This window comes from Mycolicibacterium pulveris, assembly GCF_010725725.1.
In the GTDB taxonomy this organism is placed as follows: domain Bacteria; phylum Actinomycetota; class Actinomycetes; order Mycobacteriales; family Mycobacteriaceae; genus Mycobacterium; species Mycobacterium pulveris.
Genome location: NZ_AP022599.1, coordinates 2,524,964 through 2,542,996 on the forward strand (window position 1 = coordinate 2,524,964; position 18,033 = coordinate 2,542,996).

The window sequence follows — 18,033 nt, forward strand, 5'->3', positions numbered from 1 at the left end:
CAGGACGAGTCTGATCTTGACACACGAGACACGGGAGGCTCCCCATGACGGATCAAGACCTGGGCGCGCGCTTCACCCGGGAAACCGAACCGCTCTACGAGGCGCTGGCGCGAGGCGCGCGGCGGCTGGCCCGCAGCGACGCCGACGCCGACGACCTGCTTCAGGACACCCTGTTGCACGCATACGCCGGGTTTCACACCTTCCGGGAGGGCAGCAACCTCAAGGCGTGGCTGTTTCGCATCCTCTACAACCGATGGGTCAGCGCGCACCGGGCCAAACAGCGTCGCCCCCCAGAGATTTCGGTCGATGCGCTCACCGAGCACGAACTGGCCTACCAGGCCGTTCGGCTGCCCCACAGCCAACGGTCCGCGGAGACCGAAGTCCTCGATGCGTTGCCGGACATCGACATCGAGACCGCCATGGCTGCCTTGCCCGAAGGGTTCCGCGAAGTGGTCTACTACGCCGACATCCAGGGCTACACCTACGCCGAAACCGCCGAGCTGATGAACATCCCGATGGGCACGGTGATGTCGCGGGCCTCGCGGGCCCGCAACCGGCTGCGCACCGCCTTGACCCAACCCGCGTGTATCGCCTGAGGAGGCAATGGAAATGGAACTGACAAACCACACCGTGTTGATCACCGGCGGCACCGGCGGCATCGGCTTTGCCTGCGCACGCTTGTTCGCCGGTGAAGGCGCCTCGGTGATCATCACCGGCCGAGACCACAACCGCGGACAGGCGGCCGCGGAGGCGACCGGAGCGCGCTTCATCCAGGCCGACCTCTCGGATCTGGACTCCGTGAAAAGCCTTGTGCGCCAAGCAGGTGTTGTCGACATCCTGGTCAACAACGCCGCCAGCTTTCCCGGCGCACCGACCCTCGAACAAGATGTCGCCGCATTCCAGAAGACGTTCGACACCAACGTCCGCGGAGCGTACTTTCTCGCCGCCGGTCTGGTGCCGGGCATGCTCGAACGGGGCCACGGCTGCATCGTCAACGTCACCAGCATGGTCGCGTCCAAAGGTGTGCCCGGCGCATCCACCTACAGCGCGTCAAAAGCCGCCGTGGAGTCACTGACCCGCACGTGGGCCGCCGAGTTCGGCAGCCACGGCATCCGCGTCAACAGTGTGGCGCCCGGACCCACCAAAACCGAAGGCGTAGCGGCGGAGTGGGGCGAGACCAACGAGGAACTCGGCCGCGCCCTGCCGTTGGGCCGCACCGCAGATCCGGAGGAGATCGCCGACGCGGTGCTCTTTCTCGCCTCGCCGCGCGCCAGTTTCATCACCGGCTCCACCCTGCACGCCGACGGCGGCGGCAGCGCTATTTGAACCAAGGAGGTAGTACCGATGTCCAAGCAATACGACGCGTCGTGGCAGAACGCGCTGACCGTGGTGCAGGAGGCCACGCCGCCGTTCATCCCACAAGGCGCGCACGCCATGACCGTCGTCGTCGAGTACCCGCCGGGCAGTGCGGGCGCCCCGCCGCACCGCCACCCGGGTGGCCCCGCCTTCGGCTACATGCTCGAAGGCGAGATGCTGTTCGAGCTCGAGGGCGAGCCGCCTCGGGTGATCAAGGCCGGCGAAGCGTTCTGGGAACCCGGTGGCGACGTCATCCACTACTCGGATGCCAACAACCGCGACGACATCGGCAGCCGGTTCGTGGTCACCATGCTGTGCATGCCCGATCAGCCGATGCTGGTTCTCGTCGAGGACGACGAACTCGTGGCCCGCAAGCACCTGCGCATCGGCCGGAACTGATCGCGATGTCGAAAATACTTCTGCAGACCACGATTTCGGACTGCTTCGACGATTGGGGCATCGACCGGTTCGCGCTGTTGGCCGGGAAGTTGCGGACTGCGGGCCATGAGGTCGTGGCGCGCAACCGCTCGGACAAGAGCGGTGACGACCCAATACTGAGCCGTCTCGACGAACTCGGTTTCGACCAGCTGTGGCTGATGGCTGTTGATTCGGGCGACGGCCTGACCGCCGCCGACGCCGAAGCGATCCTGAGGTTTCGGTGCAACGGTGGCGGGGTGCTCACCGCCCGCGACCACCAGGACCTCGGGTGCTGCGTGCTGCGGTTGGGTTCGCTCGGCCGGGTCAACCAGTTCCACGACCCGACCGTCGACCAGCGCCTTCTGTGTGACGACAAGGACACCCCTTCCATCTGCTGGCCCAACTACCACTCGGGCGCCAACGGCGACTACCAACCTGTCTTCGCCGAGGAACCCCCGCACGAACTGCTGCGCACCAGCCGCACGGAAAGCGGGCGCATCGAATGGTTTCCGGCGCACCCGCACGAAGGCGCGGTGTCCGCCACGGTGCCGTTCGCGTCCGTGCTCGCCCAAGGCCGCAGCACCGCGACAGGCCGCCGGTTCAACCTCGCCGTCGCGATGGACGGTGAAACCGGCCCCGACGGGCGTCCGATGGGGCGCGCGCTCGCCGAGTCGACGTTTCACCACTTCGCCGACTACAACTGGGACGTCGACCGCGGTGCGCCGTCGTTCGTGGCCGAGCCCCCCGGCGGCCAGATCAAGGCCGATCCGTCGCGGCTGGCCGTCTTCACCGACTACGTTCGCAACCTCGCGAGTTGGCTGCATCCGGCGGCGGTGGCGGCCGCGGAAGCCGACGATGAGTTTCGGTCGCTGAGCCGGTCATAACCTGCACCCGAAACGCAGGAGGATTCTCAATGAGGTTGTCAAGCCGCTGCGGCAGTAGGCGTGGTGGGTTGATAGGTCGTGTGGTCGCGCAGCATTGCCCACAGAACATTGAGACGCCGACGTGCCAGGGCCAGGACGGCTTGGCTGTGGCGTTTGCCTTCGGCGCGTTTGCGGTTGTAATACGTGCGCGAGACGGGGTCGGATCGAATGCTGGACAGCGCCGACAGGTAGCAGGCGCGCAGCAGGCGCCGGTTGTAGCGGCGGGGTCGTTGAAGGTTGCCGCTGATGCGGCCGGAGTCACGCGGTACCGGAGCCAGGCCGGCGACGCCGGCGAGGCGGTCAACGGAGTCGAAGGCACTCATGTCTCCGCCGGTGGCAGCGAGGAATTCGGCGCCGAGCGTGACGCCGAAGCCCGACATGCTCACGATGATTTCGGCGTGGCGGTGGCGGCGAAATCGCTCCTCGATCATCGCATCGGTGTCGCCGATTTCGGTGTCGAGGGCCATCACCTCCTTGGCCAAGCGGGCAACCATGGCCGCAGCGAGTTGTTGTCCGGGTATGACGGTGTGTTGAGCGTGAGCGGCCTGCAGGGCTTTGGCCGCGACGGCGTCGGCGTTGCGGGCCTTGCGTTTACCCAACCAGGCTGCCAGTCGAGCAGCACCGGCTCGTCGCAGCCCATCGGGAGTTTGATAGCCGGTGAGCAGCAGCAACGCGGCCTTGCTGGTGCTGTAGTCGAACGCGCGTTCCAGGGCTGGGAAGTATTCGAGCAGCTGGGCACGCAGTCGGTTGATCGTGCGGGTGCGATCAGCCACCAGATCGGTGCGCCGGCTGGTGAGAATGCGCAGCTCCACTGCGATGTCATCTCCGGGGCGCAGTGGTTGCAGATCGCGGCGCATCCGGGCCTGATCGGCAATGACGGCGGCATCTTTGGCGTCGGTCTTACCCTCCCGCGGTAGCTGCCCGAGGCGTGGTGCACGGTGCGGCCGGGGATGTAGAGCAGCCGCTGGTCAGCGGCGATCAGCAGCGTGATCAGCAGGGCCGCACCGCCAGCGTTGAGATCGATGGCCCAGGTGACCTCACCGCCGTCAGCCATGGTTGCGACAGTGCTGATCAACTTCAACAGAGTCGCTTCGTCGTTGGCTACCCGCTGCGACAGCAGTCGCTTTCCCTCAGCATCGATGACCACGCAGAAGTGGTCCGATTTCCCAGCATCGATACCCGCCCAAACAGCTTGTGTCACTACCGCCTCCGTGCTCATCACCATTTCCACCAGCCCGGCAGACGACCACGCCGTCGTGTCCTTACACAGCGATCGAATCGCATCTCTCAATTAGCGGTCGAGTCGTCGCGGGACAGCGGGCGGCCAATCCTCCTCGGCCATCAAGGGCTGACCAATGAAAGCCATACCCGCTGTCCCTGGGTGAATCGAAGCCTAACTAAGGCCAGCGGCCCCGAACACCCTCCAAGAAAGGTAAGGAGACCGATGACGACGAACCCCGTCTCGGCGAATGCGCTGCCACCCGTCGTCGACCAGCGGACCTGGCGTGCGGCGCTCGACCAGCTGCGGCAGCGCGAGAAGGCAGCCACCCGCGAGCTGGACGCGATCGCCGCGCAGCGCCGGCGGCTGCCCATGGTGCAGATGCCCGACTACACCTTGATCGGTGAGCACGGACCGGTGCGGCTGGCCGACGTGTTCGAGGGGCGCTCTCAGCTGATCGTGTACCACCACATGTGGACCGACGGCGCCGAGTGGCAGTGCGGCGGCTGCACCGGGTTCACCTCGCAGTTCACCCGGTTGGAGTTCCTCGACAGCTACGACGCCCGCTTCGTCGTCGTCACCAACGGCCCCATCGAGGACGCGCTGGCCTACCGCGCCAAGGTCGGCAACCGGATGGACTGGTACTCGTCGTCGCTGAGTTCGTTCGGCGCCGATGTCGACGCCCCGCCCGGCGGGGGCTTCGCGGTCAACGTGTTTCTGAAAGCGACGGCGCCGTCGGGAGGAGACGCGGTGTACCGCACCTGGCACACCAACGGCCGCGGCACCGAACAACTCAGCCACACGTTCGCGCTCATCGACCTGTTGCCGTGGGGCCGCCAGGAGGAGTGGCAGGACTCGCCGCCCGGCTGGCCGCAGGGCCCGACGTACGCCGGGTGGCTGGACTCACCCGACATCGCCCGGGCGTACGGATCCGGCTGACGGCCCGTCGCGACGGGCGCGAGTGTGCGGTCTCATACGCTCGCCGCGGCGTGTCGCGGATGAAACTGCGCAGTCGGCTCAGGGTGGGCCCGCTGATCCCGAACGCCGCAGAAATTCGACGAGCAGCCGCGCCATGTCCGGGATCGCCTGGCGGGCAATGACTTCGTAGCCGTGGGTGCTCAACGTCGGCAGGCACAGCAACCCGGCCCGTGGGGTGAGCCCGCTGCCCTTGGCGTGTGAGGCGTCGGATTCGAATGCGCCCAGCACCGCGGCCTGAGGCGACATTCCCAGGTCCGCGCCGATCCCCATCAGCGTGTCCGCGACATCCTTGTCGTAGACGCATTCCGCGTCGCTGTAGCCGACGATCGGGCCACCGCCGACCGTGGTGCCGTACTCGGCCTCCGTCGGGCCCACCTCGAGTGCGAGGGTGAGGTCGCCGGGCAGCACCCGGCTGGCATAGGAACCGCCCACCCCGCCGATCTCCTCGCTGGTGGTGCACACCAGATAGACATCGTGGGCGGGTCGCCGCTCGGGCAGCACCCGCGCCGCTTGCAGCAGGGCGGTCACCGGGGCCCGATCGTCCAGAAAGTAGCCGCCGAGGTAGCCGTCGCCGGCATCGACGAGGGTGCGCTTGCTGCGGTCGATGCACACCCGGGTGCCCGCCTGCACGCCGGCGTCGGCCAACTCCTCCGGGGTGTGCCCGGTGAAGACGTAGACGTGCATCCAGTCCAGCGACTTGTCGCCCTGGTCGGGCTTGGTTTCCCAGATCCGCCGGCTTTCCTTGGTGGTGTGCTCGGAGCCCAGCGTCAGCACGGCGCACACCGGCCGGCGGTTCCCGAGCACCGCGACCGGGCCGAGCCCGAAGTTGGCCGGATACATCGTGCCCAACGGCGTCAGGTGCAGGCTGCCGTCGGGTTCGATCCGCTTGACCAGCATCGACAGTTCGTCCATGTGTGCCATCACCCGAATGGCCCGGTCGTCGTCGCGGCTCTGCCCGCGGATCAGGCCGACCAGGTTTCCGGCCGGATCCACCCACGCCTCGTCGACGTGCGGTTCGAGTTCTCGACGGCACACCTCGCGCACCGCCTGTTCCTGGCCGCACGGCCCGTACGCCCACAGCAACTCCTGCAACAGGTCGCGGCGCAACTGATATTGATCGGTCACAGCCGAGGAGTTACCGAAGCAGCCCCGGGGTAACCGCCGGTCCCTACTGGATCGGCGGGTGCGGGAACGGCGGAGGCGCGGGCACACACAACCCGGTGTTGACGTCGAGCGCCTTGCCCGGCACGCAGAACGGCGCGCACCCGTAGATCACGCCGGTCTCACCCGGCGCGCAGCCGACGTTGCCGGGCTGGGCCACCGAGGCGGCCGCAGAGCACGGAGCAGCCGCCAGGGCGACCGCGAAAAGCGCCGCCATCATCGCCCGTCGCAGGGAAACCATGACCGGCAGTCTAGGCCGCCGGTCAGGTCCCGCAGAAGGTCTGATACCGCCCGAAGTCCTCCGGTGCGGGCTCGGCGTAGCGCTCCAGGCCGGGCCGTTGGTCGTACGGCGCGGTCACAGCGACGAGCAGTTGCTCGACGGGGCCCAGATCGCCGTCGGTCGCCGCGGCCAACGCCTCCTCGACGAGGTGGTTGCGCGGGATGTAGACCGGGTTGACGCGGTCCATCAGTTCGGGGTCGGGCTGCAGCGCGCGCCACCGGCTCAGCCACGCGTCGAAGGCCGCGAGATCGAGGAACAGCCCCCGTGCCGGTTCGGTGTCGCCGCGCGCCGCGGCGCCCAGATGCCGGAAGAACGACGTGAAGTCGACGTGGCTGTCGGCAAGCTGCTGGAGCAGCTCGTTCATCAGCGGCGCCTGCTCGGCCGGCTCGCCCGTGAGCCCGAGCTTGGCCTGCATGCCGCCGGTCAACTCCTGCTGGAACCGCACGCTGAAGCCCTCGAGCCGGTCCTGTGCGATCGCGATCGCCTGATCCTGATCGTCGGCGAACAGCGGCAGCAGCGCCTCGGCGAAGCGGGCGAGGTTCCAGCCCGCGATCGACGGCTGGTTGCCGTAGGCGTAGCGACCCCAGGAGTCGATCGAGCTGAACACCGTCTCGGGGTCGTAGGCCTCCATGAACGCGCACGGACCGTAGTCGATGGTTTCGCCGGAGATCGTGGTGTTGTCGGTGTTCATCACCCCGTGCACGAACCCGACCAGCATCCACTTCGCGACCAGCGACGTCTGCACCCTGATCACCGCGTCGAACAGAGCGACGTAGGGGTTGTCGGCCTCCGCCGCGCCGGGATGGTGGCGGGCGATGGCGTGGTCGGCGAGACGGCGCAGCAACGCCGAATCGCCCGTCGTCGCCGCGTACTGAAAGGTGCCCACCCGCAGGTGACTTCGCGCGACCCGGGCCAGCACAGCGCCCGGCAACAACGTCTCCCGGGTGACCGTGCGCCCGGTGCCGACGACGGCCAGCGACCGCGTGGTCGGGATGCCGAGGGCGTGCATGGCCTCGCTGATCACGTATTCCCGCAGCATCGGGCCGACGGCGGCCAGCCCGTCACCGCCGCGGGCGAACGGGGTGGCCCCCGAGCCCTTGAGGTGCAGGTCGCGCAGCTCGCCTTCGGCGGTGGTCAGCTCGCCGACCAGCAGCGCGCGGCCGTCGCCGAGGCGGGGCACGAACCCGCCGAACTGGTGCCCGGCGTAGGCCTGGGCCACCGGCGCCGCGCCGTCGGGCACCAGGGTGCCGGTGAGGAACCGCAGGCCGTCCGGGCCGCGCAGCCAGTCGGCGTCGAGGCCGAGATCGGCCGCCACCGCCTCGTTGAGCACGAGCAGGCGCGGATCGGGTGCCTCCTCGGCCCGCCACCCGACGGCCAGCTCCGGCAGTTCACGGGCGAAGCGGTCCCCGACGGAAATGGTGCTGGGTGCGGCGCTCACTACACCAAGGGTACGGAGACCGCGGGTGTCTGTATGGTGAGGCTTTCTAGATAAGTGCGGACGGTGGTCGTCGCGACCTGCCGCGCAGCGGGAAGTAATCGTCGGATCGAGGAGCAGCCCGGTGACGCTGAACACCATCGCGCTCGAGCTGGTGGCGCCCAATGTGGACCGCGGCGCGGAGCAGGCGCGCGAGGACGCGCAGAAGGTGTTGCGGTACTCGGCGCAGAGCGGTCTGGCCGGGCGCATCGGGCACGTGATGATCCCCGGGATGATCGAAGAGGACGACGACCGGCCCGTCGAGATGAAACCGAAGATGGACGTGCTCGACTTCTGGCAGGTCATCCAGCCCGAGCTGCCCGGTGTCCGGGGGCTGTGCACGCAGGTCACCTCGTTCATGGACGAACCGACGCTGCGTCGCCGCCTGACCGAGCTGTCGGCCGCCGGATTCGAGGGCATCGCGTTCGTGGGGGTGCCGCGCACGATGGCCGACGGCGAAGGCTCCGGCGTCGCACCGACCGACGCGCTGGCGTTGTTCGAGGACCTGGTCCCCAACCGCGGCGCGATCCTGATCCCGACCCGCGAGGGGGAGCAGGGCCGGTTCAAGTTCAAGTGCGACCGCGGCGCCACGTACGGCATGACCCAGCTGCTCTACTCCGACGCGATCGTCGGGTTCCTGCGCGAGTTCGCCGCGACGACCGAGCATCGGCCCGAGATCCTGCTGTCGTTCGGGTTCGTCCCGAAGATCGAGAGCAAGGTCGGGTTGATCCACTGGTTGATCCAGGACCCGGGCAACGCCGCGGTGGCCGAGGAGCAGGAGTTCGTCAAGCGGTTGGCCGCCACCGAGCCGACCGAGAAACGCAAGCTGATGGTCGACCTGTACAAGCGGGTCATCGACGGCGTCGCCGACCTCGGTTTTCCGCTTTCCATCCACCTGGAGGCCACCTACGGGGTGTCCGGCCCGGCGTTCGATACGTTCGCGGAGATGCTCGCGTACTGGTCCCCCGACGCTTAACGCATGTTGTGATTTGTGCCCAAGGGGACACATGGGCGACAAAGTGCGAGTAGATCCCGCCGTTTCGTCGATCTCGGCGGGTGAGCTGCGCAGGCGCCTGGATGGGCTGACCGTTCGCGACGCCGCCCGGTTCGGGCGTCGCCTGCGGCAGCTACGTGGGGCGAGCCCGGAGAAGATCGCCAAACTCGCCGAACAGATCGCCGCCGCCGAAGCGCTGGTGGCCACCCGGGCGGCGGCGGTGCCCGCGATCACCTACCCCGACCTTCCGGTCAGCGAGCGCCGCGCCGAGATCGCCGAGGCCATCACCGCCAACCAGGTGGTCGTCGTCGCGGGGGAGACCGGCTCCGGCAAGACCACCCAGCTGCCCAAGATCTGCCTGGAGCTGGGCCGCGGGGTGCGCGGCACGATCGGGCACACCCAGCCGCGGCGGCTGGCCGCGCGCACCGTCGCCCAGCGCATCGCCGACGAACTGGGCAGCCCGCTCGGCGACGCGATCGGTTACACGGTCCGTTTCACCGACCAGATCAGCGACCGCACGCTGGTGAAGCTGATGACCGACGGCATCCTGCTCGCCGAGATCCAGCGGGACCGCCGCCTGCTGCGCTACGACACGCTCATCCTCGACGAGGCCCACGAGCGCAGCCTCAACATCGACTTCCTGCTCGGCTACCTGCGTGAACTCCTGCCGCGGCGACCGGACCTCAAGGTGATCGTCACCTCCGCGACGATCGAGCCCGAACGCTTCGCTGAGCATTTCGGTGGTGCCCCGATCGTGGAGGTGTCAGGCCGCACCTACCCGGTCGAGATCCGCTTCCGTCCGCTGGAAGTTACAGTGGCGGTTGACGATTCGGATGACCCCGACGATCCAGACCACGAGATCGTGCGCACCGAGATCCGTGACCAGACCGACGCGATCGTCGACGCGATCAAGGAGCTGGAGAGCGAATCGCCGGGCGACGTGCTGGTCTTCCTCTCCGGTGAGCGTGAAATCCGTGACACTGCGGAGGTTCTGCGCGGGGCGTTGAACAACACCGAGGTGCTGCCGCTGTACGCCCGGTTGCCGACGGCCGAACAGCAGCGGGTGTTTCAGCCCAGCCGCGAGCGTCGCCGCGTGGTGCTCGCGACCAACGTCGCCGAAACCTCGCTGACCGTGCCCGGGATCCGCTACGTCGTCGACCCTGGCACGGCGCGGATCTCGCGCTACAGCCGACGCACCAAGGTGCAGCGGTTGCCCATCGAGCCGATCTCACAGGCCTCGGCCGCCCAGCGCGCCGGCCGGTCGGGCCGCACCGCGCCCGGCGTGTGCATCCGGCTGTACTCCGAGCAGGACTTCGCGACGCGGCCGCGCTACACCGATCCGGAGATCCTGCGCACCAACCTCGCCGCGGTGATCCTGCAGATGGCCGCACTGAATCTCGGTGACATCCAGACCTTTCCGTTCCTCGACCCACCCGAGAGCCGCAGCATCCGCGACGGTGTGCTGCTGCTGCAGGAACTCGGCGCCTTCGACAGGGACGGCAGGATCACCGAGATCGGCCGTCGCCTGGCGCAGTTGCCGGTCGATCCGCGGCTGGGCCGGATGATCCTGCAGGCCGACGCCGAGGGTTGCGTGGCCGAGATCCTGGTGCTGGCCGCGGCGCTGTCGATCCCCGACCCGCGCGAGCGCCCGGCCGACCGCGAGGACGCCGCGCGGCAGAAGCACGCCCGCTTCGCCGACGAGCACTCGGATTTCGTGTCCTACCTCAACCTGTGGCGGTATCTGCGCGAGCAGCGACAGGCACTGTCCGGCAACGCGTTTCGCCGGATGTGTCGCGACGAGTTCCTGCACTACCTGCGGATCCGGGAGTGGCAGGACCTGGTGGGGCAGCTGCGCGCCATCGCCCGCGACATGGGAATCAGGGAGTCCGGCGAACCCGCCGACCCCGCGCAGGTGCACGCTGCGCTGCTGGCCGGGTTGTTGTCGCACGTCGGCCTGCGCGACGACACGAAAGGCCGCGAGTCCCGCGAGTTTCAGGGTGCGCGCAACTCGCGGTTCGTGCTCGCACCGGGTTCGGTGCTCACCAAACGCCCGCCGCGCTGGGTCGTCGTCGCCGACCTCGTCGAAACCAGCAGGCTCTTCGGACGTATCGCCGCGCGGATCCAGCCCGAGGTCGTCGAACGGGTCGCCGCGGATCTGGTGCAGCGCAGCTACAGCGAGCCGCACTGGGACACCCAGCGCGGCGCCGTCATGGCCTACGAGCGGGTGACGCTCTACGGCCTGCCACTCGCGGCGCGCAGACGCGTCGGATATTCACAGGTGGAACCGGAACTTTCGCGTGAGCTGTTCATCCGCCACGCGCTGGTCGAAGGGGACTGGCAGACCCGCCACCACTTCTTCCGCGACAACGCGCGGCTGCGAGAAGAGCTCGAGGAACTCGAGGAGAAGGCGCGACGGCGCGACCTGCTGGTCGGCGACGACGAGATCTTCGCCTTCTACGACGCCCGTGTTCCCGCAGACGTGTTGTCGGCGAGGCACTTTGACGCATGGTGGCGAAGACAACGGCACAAGACACCCGACCTGCTCACCTTTACCCGCGACGACCTGCTGCGCACCGACGACACCGACGAGCAACCCGACGCCTGGCGCGCGGGCGACCTGGCGCTGCCGCTGACCTACCGCTTCGAGCCCGGTGCCGAGGACGACGGCGTCACCGTGCACGTTCCGGTCGAGGTGCTGGCCCGTCTCGGCGGCGACGAATTCGCCTGGCAAGTACCGGCATTCCGGGAGGAGCTGGTCACCGCGCTCATCCGCAGCCTGCCGAAACCGCTGCGCCGCAACTTCGTTCCCGCCCCGGACACCGCCCGCGCGGTGCTTGCCGCGATCAGCCCAGACGACGGCGCGCTGCTGGAGTCGGTGCAGCGCGAACTGCACCGCCGCACCGGAGTGCTGGTGCCGATCGACGCGTTCGACCTCGACAAGCTGCCGTCGCACCTGCGGGTGACGTTCGCCGTCGAATCCCCCGACGGCACCGAACTGTCCCGCGGCAAGGACCTCGAAGTGCTGCAGCACGAACTCGCCGGGCCGGCGCGCCGTGCCGTCGCCGACGCGGTCGCCGGGGAACTCGAACGCAGCGGGCTGCGCGGATGGCCCAACGACCTCGACGAGCTGCCCCGAACCGTCGAACGCAGCATCGGCGGCCACACCGTGCGGGGCTACCCCGCGTTGGTGGACGCGGGCGCGGCCGTCGACGTGCACGTGTTCGCATCCCCGGCCGAGCAGGCGAGCGCGATGGGCCCGGGTATTCGTCGGCTGCTGCGGCTCACCGTGCCCACTCCCGTCAAAACTGTGGAGCGCCAACTCGATCCACGCACCCGCTTGGTGCTCAGCACCAATCCCGACGGCTCGCTGCCAGCGCTGCTCGAGGACTGCGCCGACGCCGCGATCGATGTCATCGCACCGGCACCGGTGTGGACCCGCGCGGAGTTCAGCGCCCTGCGTGACCGGGTCGCCCGCGACTTGACGCCCACCACACGCGACATCGTCGCCCGCGTGCACAAGGTGCTCTCCGCCGCGCACGACGTCGAACGGGCACTGCCCACCGCGCCGACGCCCGCGCAGGCCGACGCGATCGCCGACATTCGCACCCAGCTGGACACCCTGCTGCCCGAGCGGTTCGTCACCGCCACCGGCGCCGCCCACCTGGCCGACCTCACCCGCTACCTCACCGCGATCGGCAGGCGGTTGGAGCGGCTGCCGCACGCGATCGGCGCCGACCGGGAAAAGATGGCCCGGGTACACGCCGTGCAGGACGCCTACGACGACCTCGTCGCCGCGCTGTCACCGGCGCGCGCCGCCGCCGACGTCCGCGACATCGGCCGCCAGATCGAGGAACTGCGCGTGAGCCTGTGGGCGCAGCAACTCGGCACCCCGCGCCCGGTGAGCGAGCAGCGCATCTACCGCGCGATCGACGAGGTGCGGCCATGAGACCGACCTTTCCCGTACGCGACAGCCACCGCTGCGGTAGGTATTAGCTCCTATGCGCGCATCCGACACCGCACGCCGGCTCGTCACCCGGCTGGCCACGCTCGTGCTTCTCGTTGCGGCCGGGTGCGGCCCGCTGCCGCACGCCGACAGCCAACCCGCGCCCGACAGCGCCCCCGCCCCGGTGATCACCCCCGTCGTGCTCGCGGAGATACCGCACGATCCCGAGGCGTGGACCCAGGGCCTGGAGTTCGACGGGTCCGCGCTGTGGGAGGGCACCGGGATCGCGGGCAAGTCACAGCTCCGCCAGCTCGACCCCGCCACCGGCGCGCTGCTACGCGCGGCGCCCGCGCCCCACGACTACTACGGCGAGGGCATCACCGTCGTCGGCGACCGCATCTGGGAACTGACCTGGCGTGACGGTGTGGCGGTCGAATGGGACAAGGCCACGCTGACGCCGGTTCGGGAGGCGCCCGTCGACGGCGAAGGGTGGGGGCTGTGCCACGACGGCGAACGCTTCGTCCGCAGCGACGGAACCGACCGGCTGCGGTTTCACGACCCGGTGACGTTCGCCGAAACCGGTTCGGTCACCGTCACGCGCGACGGGATCCCTCAGGCCGCTCTCAACGAGTTGGAGTGCGTCGACGGGCAGGTCTGGGCCAACGTCTGGAAGACCGACACGATCGTGCGCATCGATCCGTCGTCGGGCAAGGTCAACACGGTGGTCGACGCCGCGGGGCTCTGGCCGGGGCAGGCAGGCGACAGCGTCCGGGTGCTCAACGGCATCGCCCACCTGGGCGCCGACGAGTACCTGCTGACCGGCAAGAAATGGCCGTCGATGTACCGGGTGCGCCTCGAGGCACGGTGAGCCTGCCGTGTCAGCGACGCGGGATCTCGGTGGTGATCCGATCCAACAGTGCGCCATAGCGTTTGGCCTCGCGGTGCGGCCCGGGCTTTCCGCTGCTGATCAGCCCCGCGGCCAAGCCGCGCTGCGGATCGGCCCACACCGCGATGTTGGTCAACCCGGTATGGCCGAACGCCGCGGGCGCATTCCGCCCGAACGGTCCGAACCGCTTCGACCCCAGCATGTACCCCGTCCCCCACCGCAGCGGGGCCAGGCCGACCGCGACATCGGGCCGCAATCGCCGGCACTCGGCCGTCGCCGCCCGCAACGTCTCCGGCCGCATCACCCGGACCCCGTCGAGTTCCCCACCGCGCCGCAGTAATTCGGCGAACCGCGACAGCTCGAACGCCGTCGACACCGTGTTCGACGACGGCAGCACGCTGGTCAGATAGCGCGGCGAATTCGAGAACGGGATGATCTTGTCCAGCGAACCGCCGACCGCCCACCGGAACACCGTGGCGCCCGGCTCGGGTAGCGGCTTACCGGTGGCGTGGCTGGGCGCCACCTTCGCCACATCCTCCGGTGCCACACCGTAATTCGTCCACCGGAAGCCGAGCGGCTCGAGAATCTCGGTGGCCAGGATGTCGCGGATGTTTCGGCCCGCCGCGGCGCCGACGATCTCGCGGATCAGCGGACCCCACGTCAGGCCGTGGTACACGTGCACCAGCCCGGGCCGGTACAGCGGCTTGAGCTCGCTGAGCTGGGCGACGGTGTACTCGCTGTCGTCCATGCGGTTCAGGTCCGGCCGCGGCCCCCGATGAATGGGAATACCCGCGCTGTGCGTCATCACGTGCCGGATGGTGGTGCGGTGCTTGCCGTGGCTGGTGTAGCCGGGCAGGTAGTCGCAGACCCGGTCGTCGAGCGAGAAGTAGCCGCGTTCGACGAGCATGTGCACGACCGTGGAGGTGATCGCCTTGGCCGCCGAGTACGCGCAGAACGGCGTTTCCGTTGTGACGGGGATCTTTTCGGTGTCGGGCGGATCGGAGGGACCGTTGCCCCAGCCGTGCCCGATCGCGCGGTTGAGCACCACCCTGCCCTTGTGGCGCAGACACAGTTGGATCGCCGGATGCATGCCGGCCTCATACCAGTGCCGCGCGGTCTGCCAGATCCGTTCGACCGCACCGGGGTCGAGGTCTGAAGGTTCTTCCTCGCCGACGGTCGTGATGGCGTCGAGGTCGGCCGGGATCTGGACCATGCCGTTTGCGGTCATCGGCGGCTCCGGTGCAGGGTGGCGCTCAGATGATGTTGCAGAGGCTGTCCGACCGCGGCCATCTGCAGCGTGTAGGTGAGTTCGTCACCGCGGACGCGCAGGGACCGGGTCAGCGCGGTGACCTCCTTTGCGGTCGAGGTGAGCCCGACAGTCGTCGAGGCAAGCTCGATCTCGAGATCGTCGGCGCCGGACCTGACGATGGTGCCCTCCTGGATCTCGGTGATTCCCGTGGGGTGGGCGAGCACCCATTCGGCGCGCCCGGATGACGGTGCCCGCAGGTACCCGACCTCGGAGTGCAGCGGCCGCCCGTCGGTGTCTGCCGCGGTGCGCTGACGATAAGTGAGAAACGGCTTGCCGACGTGATCGAAGGTGATCTCTTCGGTGTAGCCGAACGGCTCGATGGTGGGATACTCGCCCGCGCCGTGGCCCGCCCAGGTACCCAGCAGCGGGGCGAGCACGACGAGGTCCGGATGCAGGTCGGCCACGTGGCCAGGGTACGGCGACGTCAGGAGGGGGGTGGGCCGCTGAGAATGCCCGAGCCGATGAACGACCCGAGCTGGCCGAGCAGGTCGTGCGGCGCGGGCGTCGGCGGCGGTGCGGCGTCGGTGAGTTGCCAGGTCTGGCAGTCGTTCGTGGTGAACGTGGTGTCCTCGGGCTTGATCTGCACCACCTGCGGCTTCTTGGTCAGCGCGTTGTCGACGAGCTTTCCGTCGCTGGTGCGCTTCCAGTAGCAGACGCCGTCGGTGATGGGGCCGGCCGAGGAGTAGGTGCCCGGCACGATGTCGACGCCGACGGTGTACGTGCCGTCGGCCTCGATGGACGATTGCGGGTCGGCAGGCGCCTCGGCGTCCGACGATTCCTCGGGAGCCTCCGTCGGCGTCGGCGTGGGAGCCGGCTCCGGCTGGGCATGCGCGACGCCGGTGACCACTGAGCCGGCGGCGATGAGGATTGCCGCGGCGAGGGCGGTGAATCGGGTCGGGCTCATGGGTAGCCAGTCTAGGTGTCGGCGGGAGATGGGAAAACCCGCCGCCACAGCGGGGCTGCGACGGCGGGTCTCCAACAAAGCGGACGCTGGCCTCAGCCGGCCATGAACTCGTTGTAGGCCGAGGCCAGGTCCGGCGGCAGCACCGCGACGTTGCACTTGCTCTGCACCTCACCGATCGGCGCGAGGATGCCGCGCAGGTCGTAGTACTCCTGCGGGTTGTCGGTGAAGTATCCGCGCAACGTCGCGGACGCGTCGGGACGCGGCTGGTTGAACGCGGTCGTGACGGCCTGGTTGGCGCCGGGATGGCTGTCCAGGTACGCCCGTGCCGAGCCCGTTACGGAGCTGACCGTGCCGGACACCGCGCTGGCGTTGCATTCCGGCGTGGCCGCCGCCGACGGCGCGGCGATGGTTGCTGCGGCCAGGCCGCCGAGCACGCTTGCTGCGCATGCGCCGGCGATTCCCCGGCGCGTGCTGATACCACTGAACTTCATGTGTTTCTTCCTTTGGATACGTATTCGTCGCTGATTCCCCCGGCCCCGAAAACCAAGGTAGCCGAACGTGAACAGTGCAAATCGGCGTCGTTCGTTCGTTTATCGGACAGCCGTCGGCGTTACACCGAATCGGCGTGATCTATACCGCAAAACGAGCCGATTTCGATAAGTGAGCGACCAGAACAGGCGCGCATTCTCAGAATTTGCCCACGGGTCTTAAATGATCGTGATGTCGACGGTGACCGAATCGTTATCGAACGCGGTCCGTCCTCGGCGCCCCAGGACCTCTTTAAGGTGGGGCCATGTCGATCCCCGCGGAGACGCAGACCTGCTACCGGCACCCCGACCGGGTGACCTATGTCCGCTGCTCTCGGTGCAACCGCTACATCTGCCCGGAGTGCATGCGCAACGCCGCGGTGGGTCATCAGTGCGTGGACTGCGTGAACATCGGCGCCAAGACGGTCCGGCAGCCGCGGACCCAGTTCGGCGGGCGCCCGTCGGCCGGGCCGGTCGTCACGTATGTGTTGATCGCCGTCAACGTGGTGATGTTCGTGCTGCAGAACGTGTCGCCGGACCTGCAGCGGGCGCTGGTGATGCACTCGGGCGCCGTCGCGGGCGGTGACCTGTACCGGTTGTTGACCTCGGCGTTTCTGCACTATGGCCTCACGCACCTGCTGTTCAACATGTGGGCGCTGTATGTGGTGGGCCCGCCGCTGGAAGCCGCGCTCGGCAGGCTGCGGTTCAGCGGGCTCTACTTCCTCAGCGCGCTGGGTGGATCGGTGCTCGTGTATCTGTTGTCCCCGGTGACCGCGGCCACCGCCGGCGCGTCCGGGGCGATATTCGGGCTGTTCGGCGCCACGTTCGTGGTGGGCAAACGGCTCAACCTCGACGTCCGCTGGGTGGTCGCGATCATCGTGCTCAACCTGGTGTTCACGTTCATCATTCCGCTGTTCACCTCGGTCAACATCAGCTGGCAGGGCCACCTGGGCGGGTTGATCACCGGCGCGGTGGTCGCCGGGGCCTACGCCTATGCGCCACCGAAGACGCGCAACGTGGTGCAGGCCTCGGTCACCGCCGCGCTGCTGCTCTTGTTCGCGGCGCTGATCTGGTGGCGCACCGAATCCCTGCTGCAGTTGTTCGGGGTGGCCTGACCGCGGAACCGTCGCCCGGCGTTTCCCGGAGGATCACCGCGTCGTCACCGCGACCTGTCAGCGTTGACCCGTGTGGGCCGAACCGACGCCCCGTGTTCTCGGGGCGGTCGAGCGGTTTCACCGGTTCTGCGTGCGAGTGGTCGCCTGTCTGCCGTTCGGGTTGAATTCTGTTGTCGCGCCGACTTTTCTGGGTTTCTGCCTGATCAACGGCTTCACATTCGGGGTCGATTTGGCGTTGTTGACCGGGCTGCACGGCGGCCTGGGGGTCGCGCTGCCGGTCGCCTACGCCGGCGCCTTCGCGCTGAGCTACGCCCTGAACCGGGTGTTCAACTTCCGGTCGCACGCCCCGGTGGGCCCGCAGTTCGCCGGTTACGTCGTGGTCGTGGTGGTCAACTACCTGGCGTTCATCCTCGGGCTGACCAGCGCCCTGACGGCGCTGGGTGTGGAGTACCACCTGGCGCGGATCGCGGCAGGCGGCGGCGAGGCGGTGTACATGTACAGCGCGATGCGGTGGCTGATCTTCCGGCGGTAACCGGCAAGATGGGCC

17 protein-coding genes and 1 pseudogene are annotated in these 18,033 nt (G+C 68.5%); 10 read left to right on the forward strand and 8 right to left on the reverse strand.

All coding sequences use genetic code 11. The features are described 5' to 3' along the window. Window positions 1-44 precede the first annotated feature (44 nt). From G6N28_RS12160 to G6N28_RS12175, 4 genes are read left to right on the forward strand one after another with little or no spacing between them, the layout of a single operon-like run. The gene (locus tag G6N28_RS12160; protein WP_163900575.1) at window positions 45-596 is read left to right on the forward strand and encodes a sigma-70 family RNA polymerase sigma factor; all 552 of its coding nucleotides are present in this window, start codon (window positions 45-47) and stop codon (window positions 594-596) included. A gap of 13 nt (window positions 597-609) precedes the next feature. After that, entirely contained in the window at window positions 610-1,326 is a 717-nt protein-coding gene (locus tag G6N28_RS12165) for an SDR family NAD(P)-dependent oxidoreductase (protein WP_163900577.1), read from the forward strand. 18 nt (window positions 1,327-1,344) lie between these two features. Then, window positions 1,345-1,755 (forward strand): cupin domain-containing protein, encoded by a 411-nt coding sequence (locus G6N28_RS12170; RefSeq protein ID WP_163900579.1) that lies wholly within the window; start codon window positions 1,345-1,347, stop codon window positions 1,753-1,755. 5 nt (window positions 1,756-1,760) lie between these two features. Next, the gene (locus tag G6N28_RS12175; RefSeq protein ID WP_179962062.1) at window positions 1,761-2,657 is read left to right on the forward strand and encodes a hypothetical protein; all 897 of its coding nucleotides are present in this window, start codon (window positions 1,761-1,763) and stop codon (window positions 2,655-2,657) included. Window positions 2,658-2,695: 38 nt separating this feature from the next. On the opposite strand, the pseudogene G6N28_RS12180 reads toward G6N28_RS12175, so the two are convergent. After that, window positions 2,696-3,915 (reverse strand): annotated as a pseudogene (locus G6N28_RS12180) (IS110 family RNA-guided transposase). A 225-nt stretch (window positions 3,916-4,140) separates the two neighbouring features. Between G6N28_RS12180 and G6N28_RS12185 the strand changes: the two are divergent. Then, window positions 4,141-4,854 carry a DUF899 domain-containing protein gene (locus tag G6N28_RS12185; protein WP_163900581.1) on the forward strand — a complete coding sequence of 238 codons (714 nt, stop codon included), beginning with the start codon at window positions 4,141-4,143 and terminating at the stop codon, window positions 4,852-4,854. Between the two features lie 78 nt (window positions 4,855-4,932). Here the strand turns inward: G6N28_RS12185 and G6N28_RS12190 are convergent, their stop codons facing one another. The 3 genes from G6N28_RS12190 to G6N28_RS12200 are packed head-to-tail and all read right to left on the reverse strand — an operon-like array spanning window position 4,933 to window position 7,751. Continuing rightward, window positions 4,933-6,018, reverse strand: a complete 1,086-nt coding sequence (locus tag G6N28_RS12190; protein WP_163900583.1) for a M42 family metallopeptidase — start codon at window positions 6,016-6,018, stop codon at window positions 4,933-4,935. Between the two features lie 43 nt (window positions 6,019-6,061). After that, entirely contained in the window at window positions 6,062-6,295 is a 234-nt protein-coding gene (locus G6N28_RS12195; protein ID WP_235674552.1) for a hypothetical protein, read from the reverse strand. Window positions 6,296-6,317: 22 nt separating this feature from the next. Next, on the reverse strand, window positions 6,318-7,751 hold the full coding sequence (locus G6N28_RS12200; protein WP_456093982.1) for a protein adenylyltransferase SelO: 1,434 nt from the start codon (window positions 7,749-7,751) through the stop codon (window positions 6,318-6,320). A 142-nt stretch (window positions 7,752-7,893) separates the two neighbouring features. Here G6N28_RS12200 and G6N28_RS12205 point away from each other — a divergent pair, with 142 nt between their 5' ends. Genes G6N28_RS12205 through G6N28_RS12215 form a run of 3 tightly spaced genes read left to right on the forward strand, consistent with a single transcriptional unit; the run spans window position 7,894 to window position 13,613 of the window. After that, complete coding sequence (locus G6N28_RS12205) at window positions 7,894-8,784, forward strand: mycobacterial-type methylenetetrahydrofolate reductase (protein WP_163900587.1); 891 nt, start codon at window positions 7,894-7,896, stop codon at window positions 8,782-8,784. Window positions 8,785-8,815: 31 nt separating this feature from the next. Continuing rightward, a complete protein-coding gene (hrpA, locus tag G6N28_RS12210) occupies window positions 8,816-12,748 on the forward strand; it encodes an ATP-dependent RNA helicase HrpA (RefSeq protein WP_163900589.1) in 3,933 nt (1,310 codons plus the stop codon). A gap of 52 nt (window positions 12,749-12,800) precedes the next feature. Continuing rightward, window positions 12,801-13,613, forward strand: a complete 813-nt coding sequence (locus G6N28_RS12215) for a glutaminyl-peptide cyclotransferase (protein WP_163900591.1) — start codon at window positions 12,801-12,803, stop codon at window positions 13,611-13,613. A 10-nt stretch (window positions 13,614-13,623) separates the two neighbouring features. Here the strand turns inward: G6N28_RS12215 and lipE are convergent, their stop codons facing one another. The 4 genes from lipE to G6N28_RS12235 all read right to left on the reverse strand — a co-directional run bounded on the left by lipE (window position 13,624) and on the right by G6N28_RS12235 (window position 16,335). Next, window positions 13,624-14,859 (reverse strand): lipase LipE, encoded by a 1,236-nt coding sequence (gene lipE, locus G6N28_RS12220; protein ID WP_163900593.1) that lies wholly within the window; start codon window positions 14,857-14,859, stop codon window positions 13,624-13,626. Continuing rightward, window positions 14,856-15,344 carry a peroxynitrite isomerase gene (locus tag G6N28_RS12225; protein WP_163900595.1) on the reverse strand — a complete coding sequence of 163 codons (489 nt, stop codon included), beginning with the start codon at window positions 15,342-15,344 and terminating at the stop codon, window positions 14,856-14,858. Before G6N28_RS12225 ends, lipE begins: the two co-directional genes overlap by 4 nt. 20 nt (window positions 15,345-15,364) lie before the next feature. Further along, entirely contained in the window at window positions 15,365-15,844 is a 480-nt protein-coding gene (locus G6N28_RS12230) for an Rv1352/Rv1906c domain-containing protein (protein ID WP_163900597.1), read from the reverse strand. A gap of 92 nt (window positions 15,845-15,936) precedes the next feature. Continuing rightward, window positions 15,937-16,335: a heme-binding protein gene (locus tag G6N28_RS12235; protein WP_163900599.1), complete on the reverse strand. Its 399-nt coding sequence runs from the start codon at window positions 16,333-16,335 to the stop codon at window positions 15,937-15,939. Window positions 16,336-16,637: 302 nt separating this feature from the next. On the opposite strand from G6N28_RS12235, the gene G6N28_RS12240 reads away from it, so the two are divergent. Further along, a complete protein-coding gene (locus G6N28_RS12240) occupies window positions 16,638-17,486 on the forward strand; it encodes a rhomboid family intramembrane serine protease (RefSeq protein ID WP_163900601.1) in 849 nt (282 codons plus the stop codon). Between the two features lie 70 nt (window positions 17,487-17,556). Next, window positions 17,557-18,018 carry a GtrA family protein gene (locus G6N28_RS12245; RefSeq protein ID WP_163900603.1) on the forward strand — a complete coding sequence of 154 codons (462 nt, stop codon included), beginning with the start codon at window positions 17,557-17,559 and terminating at the stop codon, window positions 18,016-18,018. Window positions 18,019-18,033: the final 15 nt, after the last annotated feature.

What these genes read in the sequence shown, in the direction of transcription:
- G6N28_RS12160 (WP_163900575.1), top strand. Translation starts at nt 45, where the DNA reads ATGACGGATCAAGACCTGGGCGCGCGCTTCACCCGGGAAACCGAACCG.
- G6N28_RS12165 (WP_163900577.1), top strand. Translation starts at nt 610, where the DNA reads ATGGAACTGACAAACCACACCGTGTTGATCACCGGCGGCACCGGCGGC.
- G6N28_RS12170 (WP_163900579.1), top strand. Translation starts at nt 1,345, where the DNA reads ATGTCCAAGCAATACGACGCGTCGTGGCAGAACGCGCTGACCGTGGTG.
- G6N28_RS12175 (WP_179962062.1), top strand. Translation starts at nt 1,761, where the DNA reads ATGTCGAAAATACTTCTGCAGACCACGATTTCGGACTGCTTCGACGAT.
- G6N28_RS12185 (WP_163900581.1), top strand. Translation starts at nt 4,141, where the DNA reads ATGACGACGAACCCCGTCTCGGCGAATGCGCTGCCACCCGTCGTCGAC.
- G6N28_RS12195 (WP_235674552.1), bottom strand. Translation starts at nt 6,295, where the DNA reads ATGGTTTCCCTGCGACGGGCGATGATGGCGGCGCTTTTCGCGGTCGCC.
- hrpA (WP_163900589.1), top strand. Translation starts at nt 8,816, where the DNA reads ATGGGCGACAAAGTGCGAGTAGATCCCGCCGTTTCGTCGATCTCGGCG.
- G6N28_RS12215 (WP_163900591.1), top strand. Translation starts at nt 12,801, where the DNA reads ATGCGCGCATCCGACACCGCACGCCGGCTCGTCACCCGGCTGGCCACG.
- lipE (WP_163900593.1), bottom strand. Translation starts at nt 14,859, where the DNA reads ATGACCGCAAACGGCATGGTCCAGATCCCGGCCGACCTCGACGCCATC.
- G6N28_RS12230 (WP_163900597.1), bottom strand. Translation starts at nt 15,844, where the DNA reads ATGAGCCCGACCCGATTCACCGCCCTCGCCGCGGCAATCCTCATCGCC.
- G6N28_RS12235 (WP_163900599.1), bottom strand. Translation starts at nt 16,335, where the DNA reads ATGAAGTTCAGTGGTATCAGCACGCGCCGGGGAATCGCCGGCGCATGC.
- G6N28_RS12240 (WP_163900601.1), top strand. Translation starts at nt 16,638, where the DNA reads ATGTCGATCCCCGCGGAGACGCAGACCTGCTACCGGCACCCCGACCGG.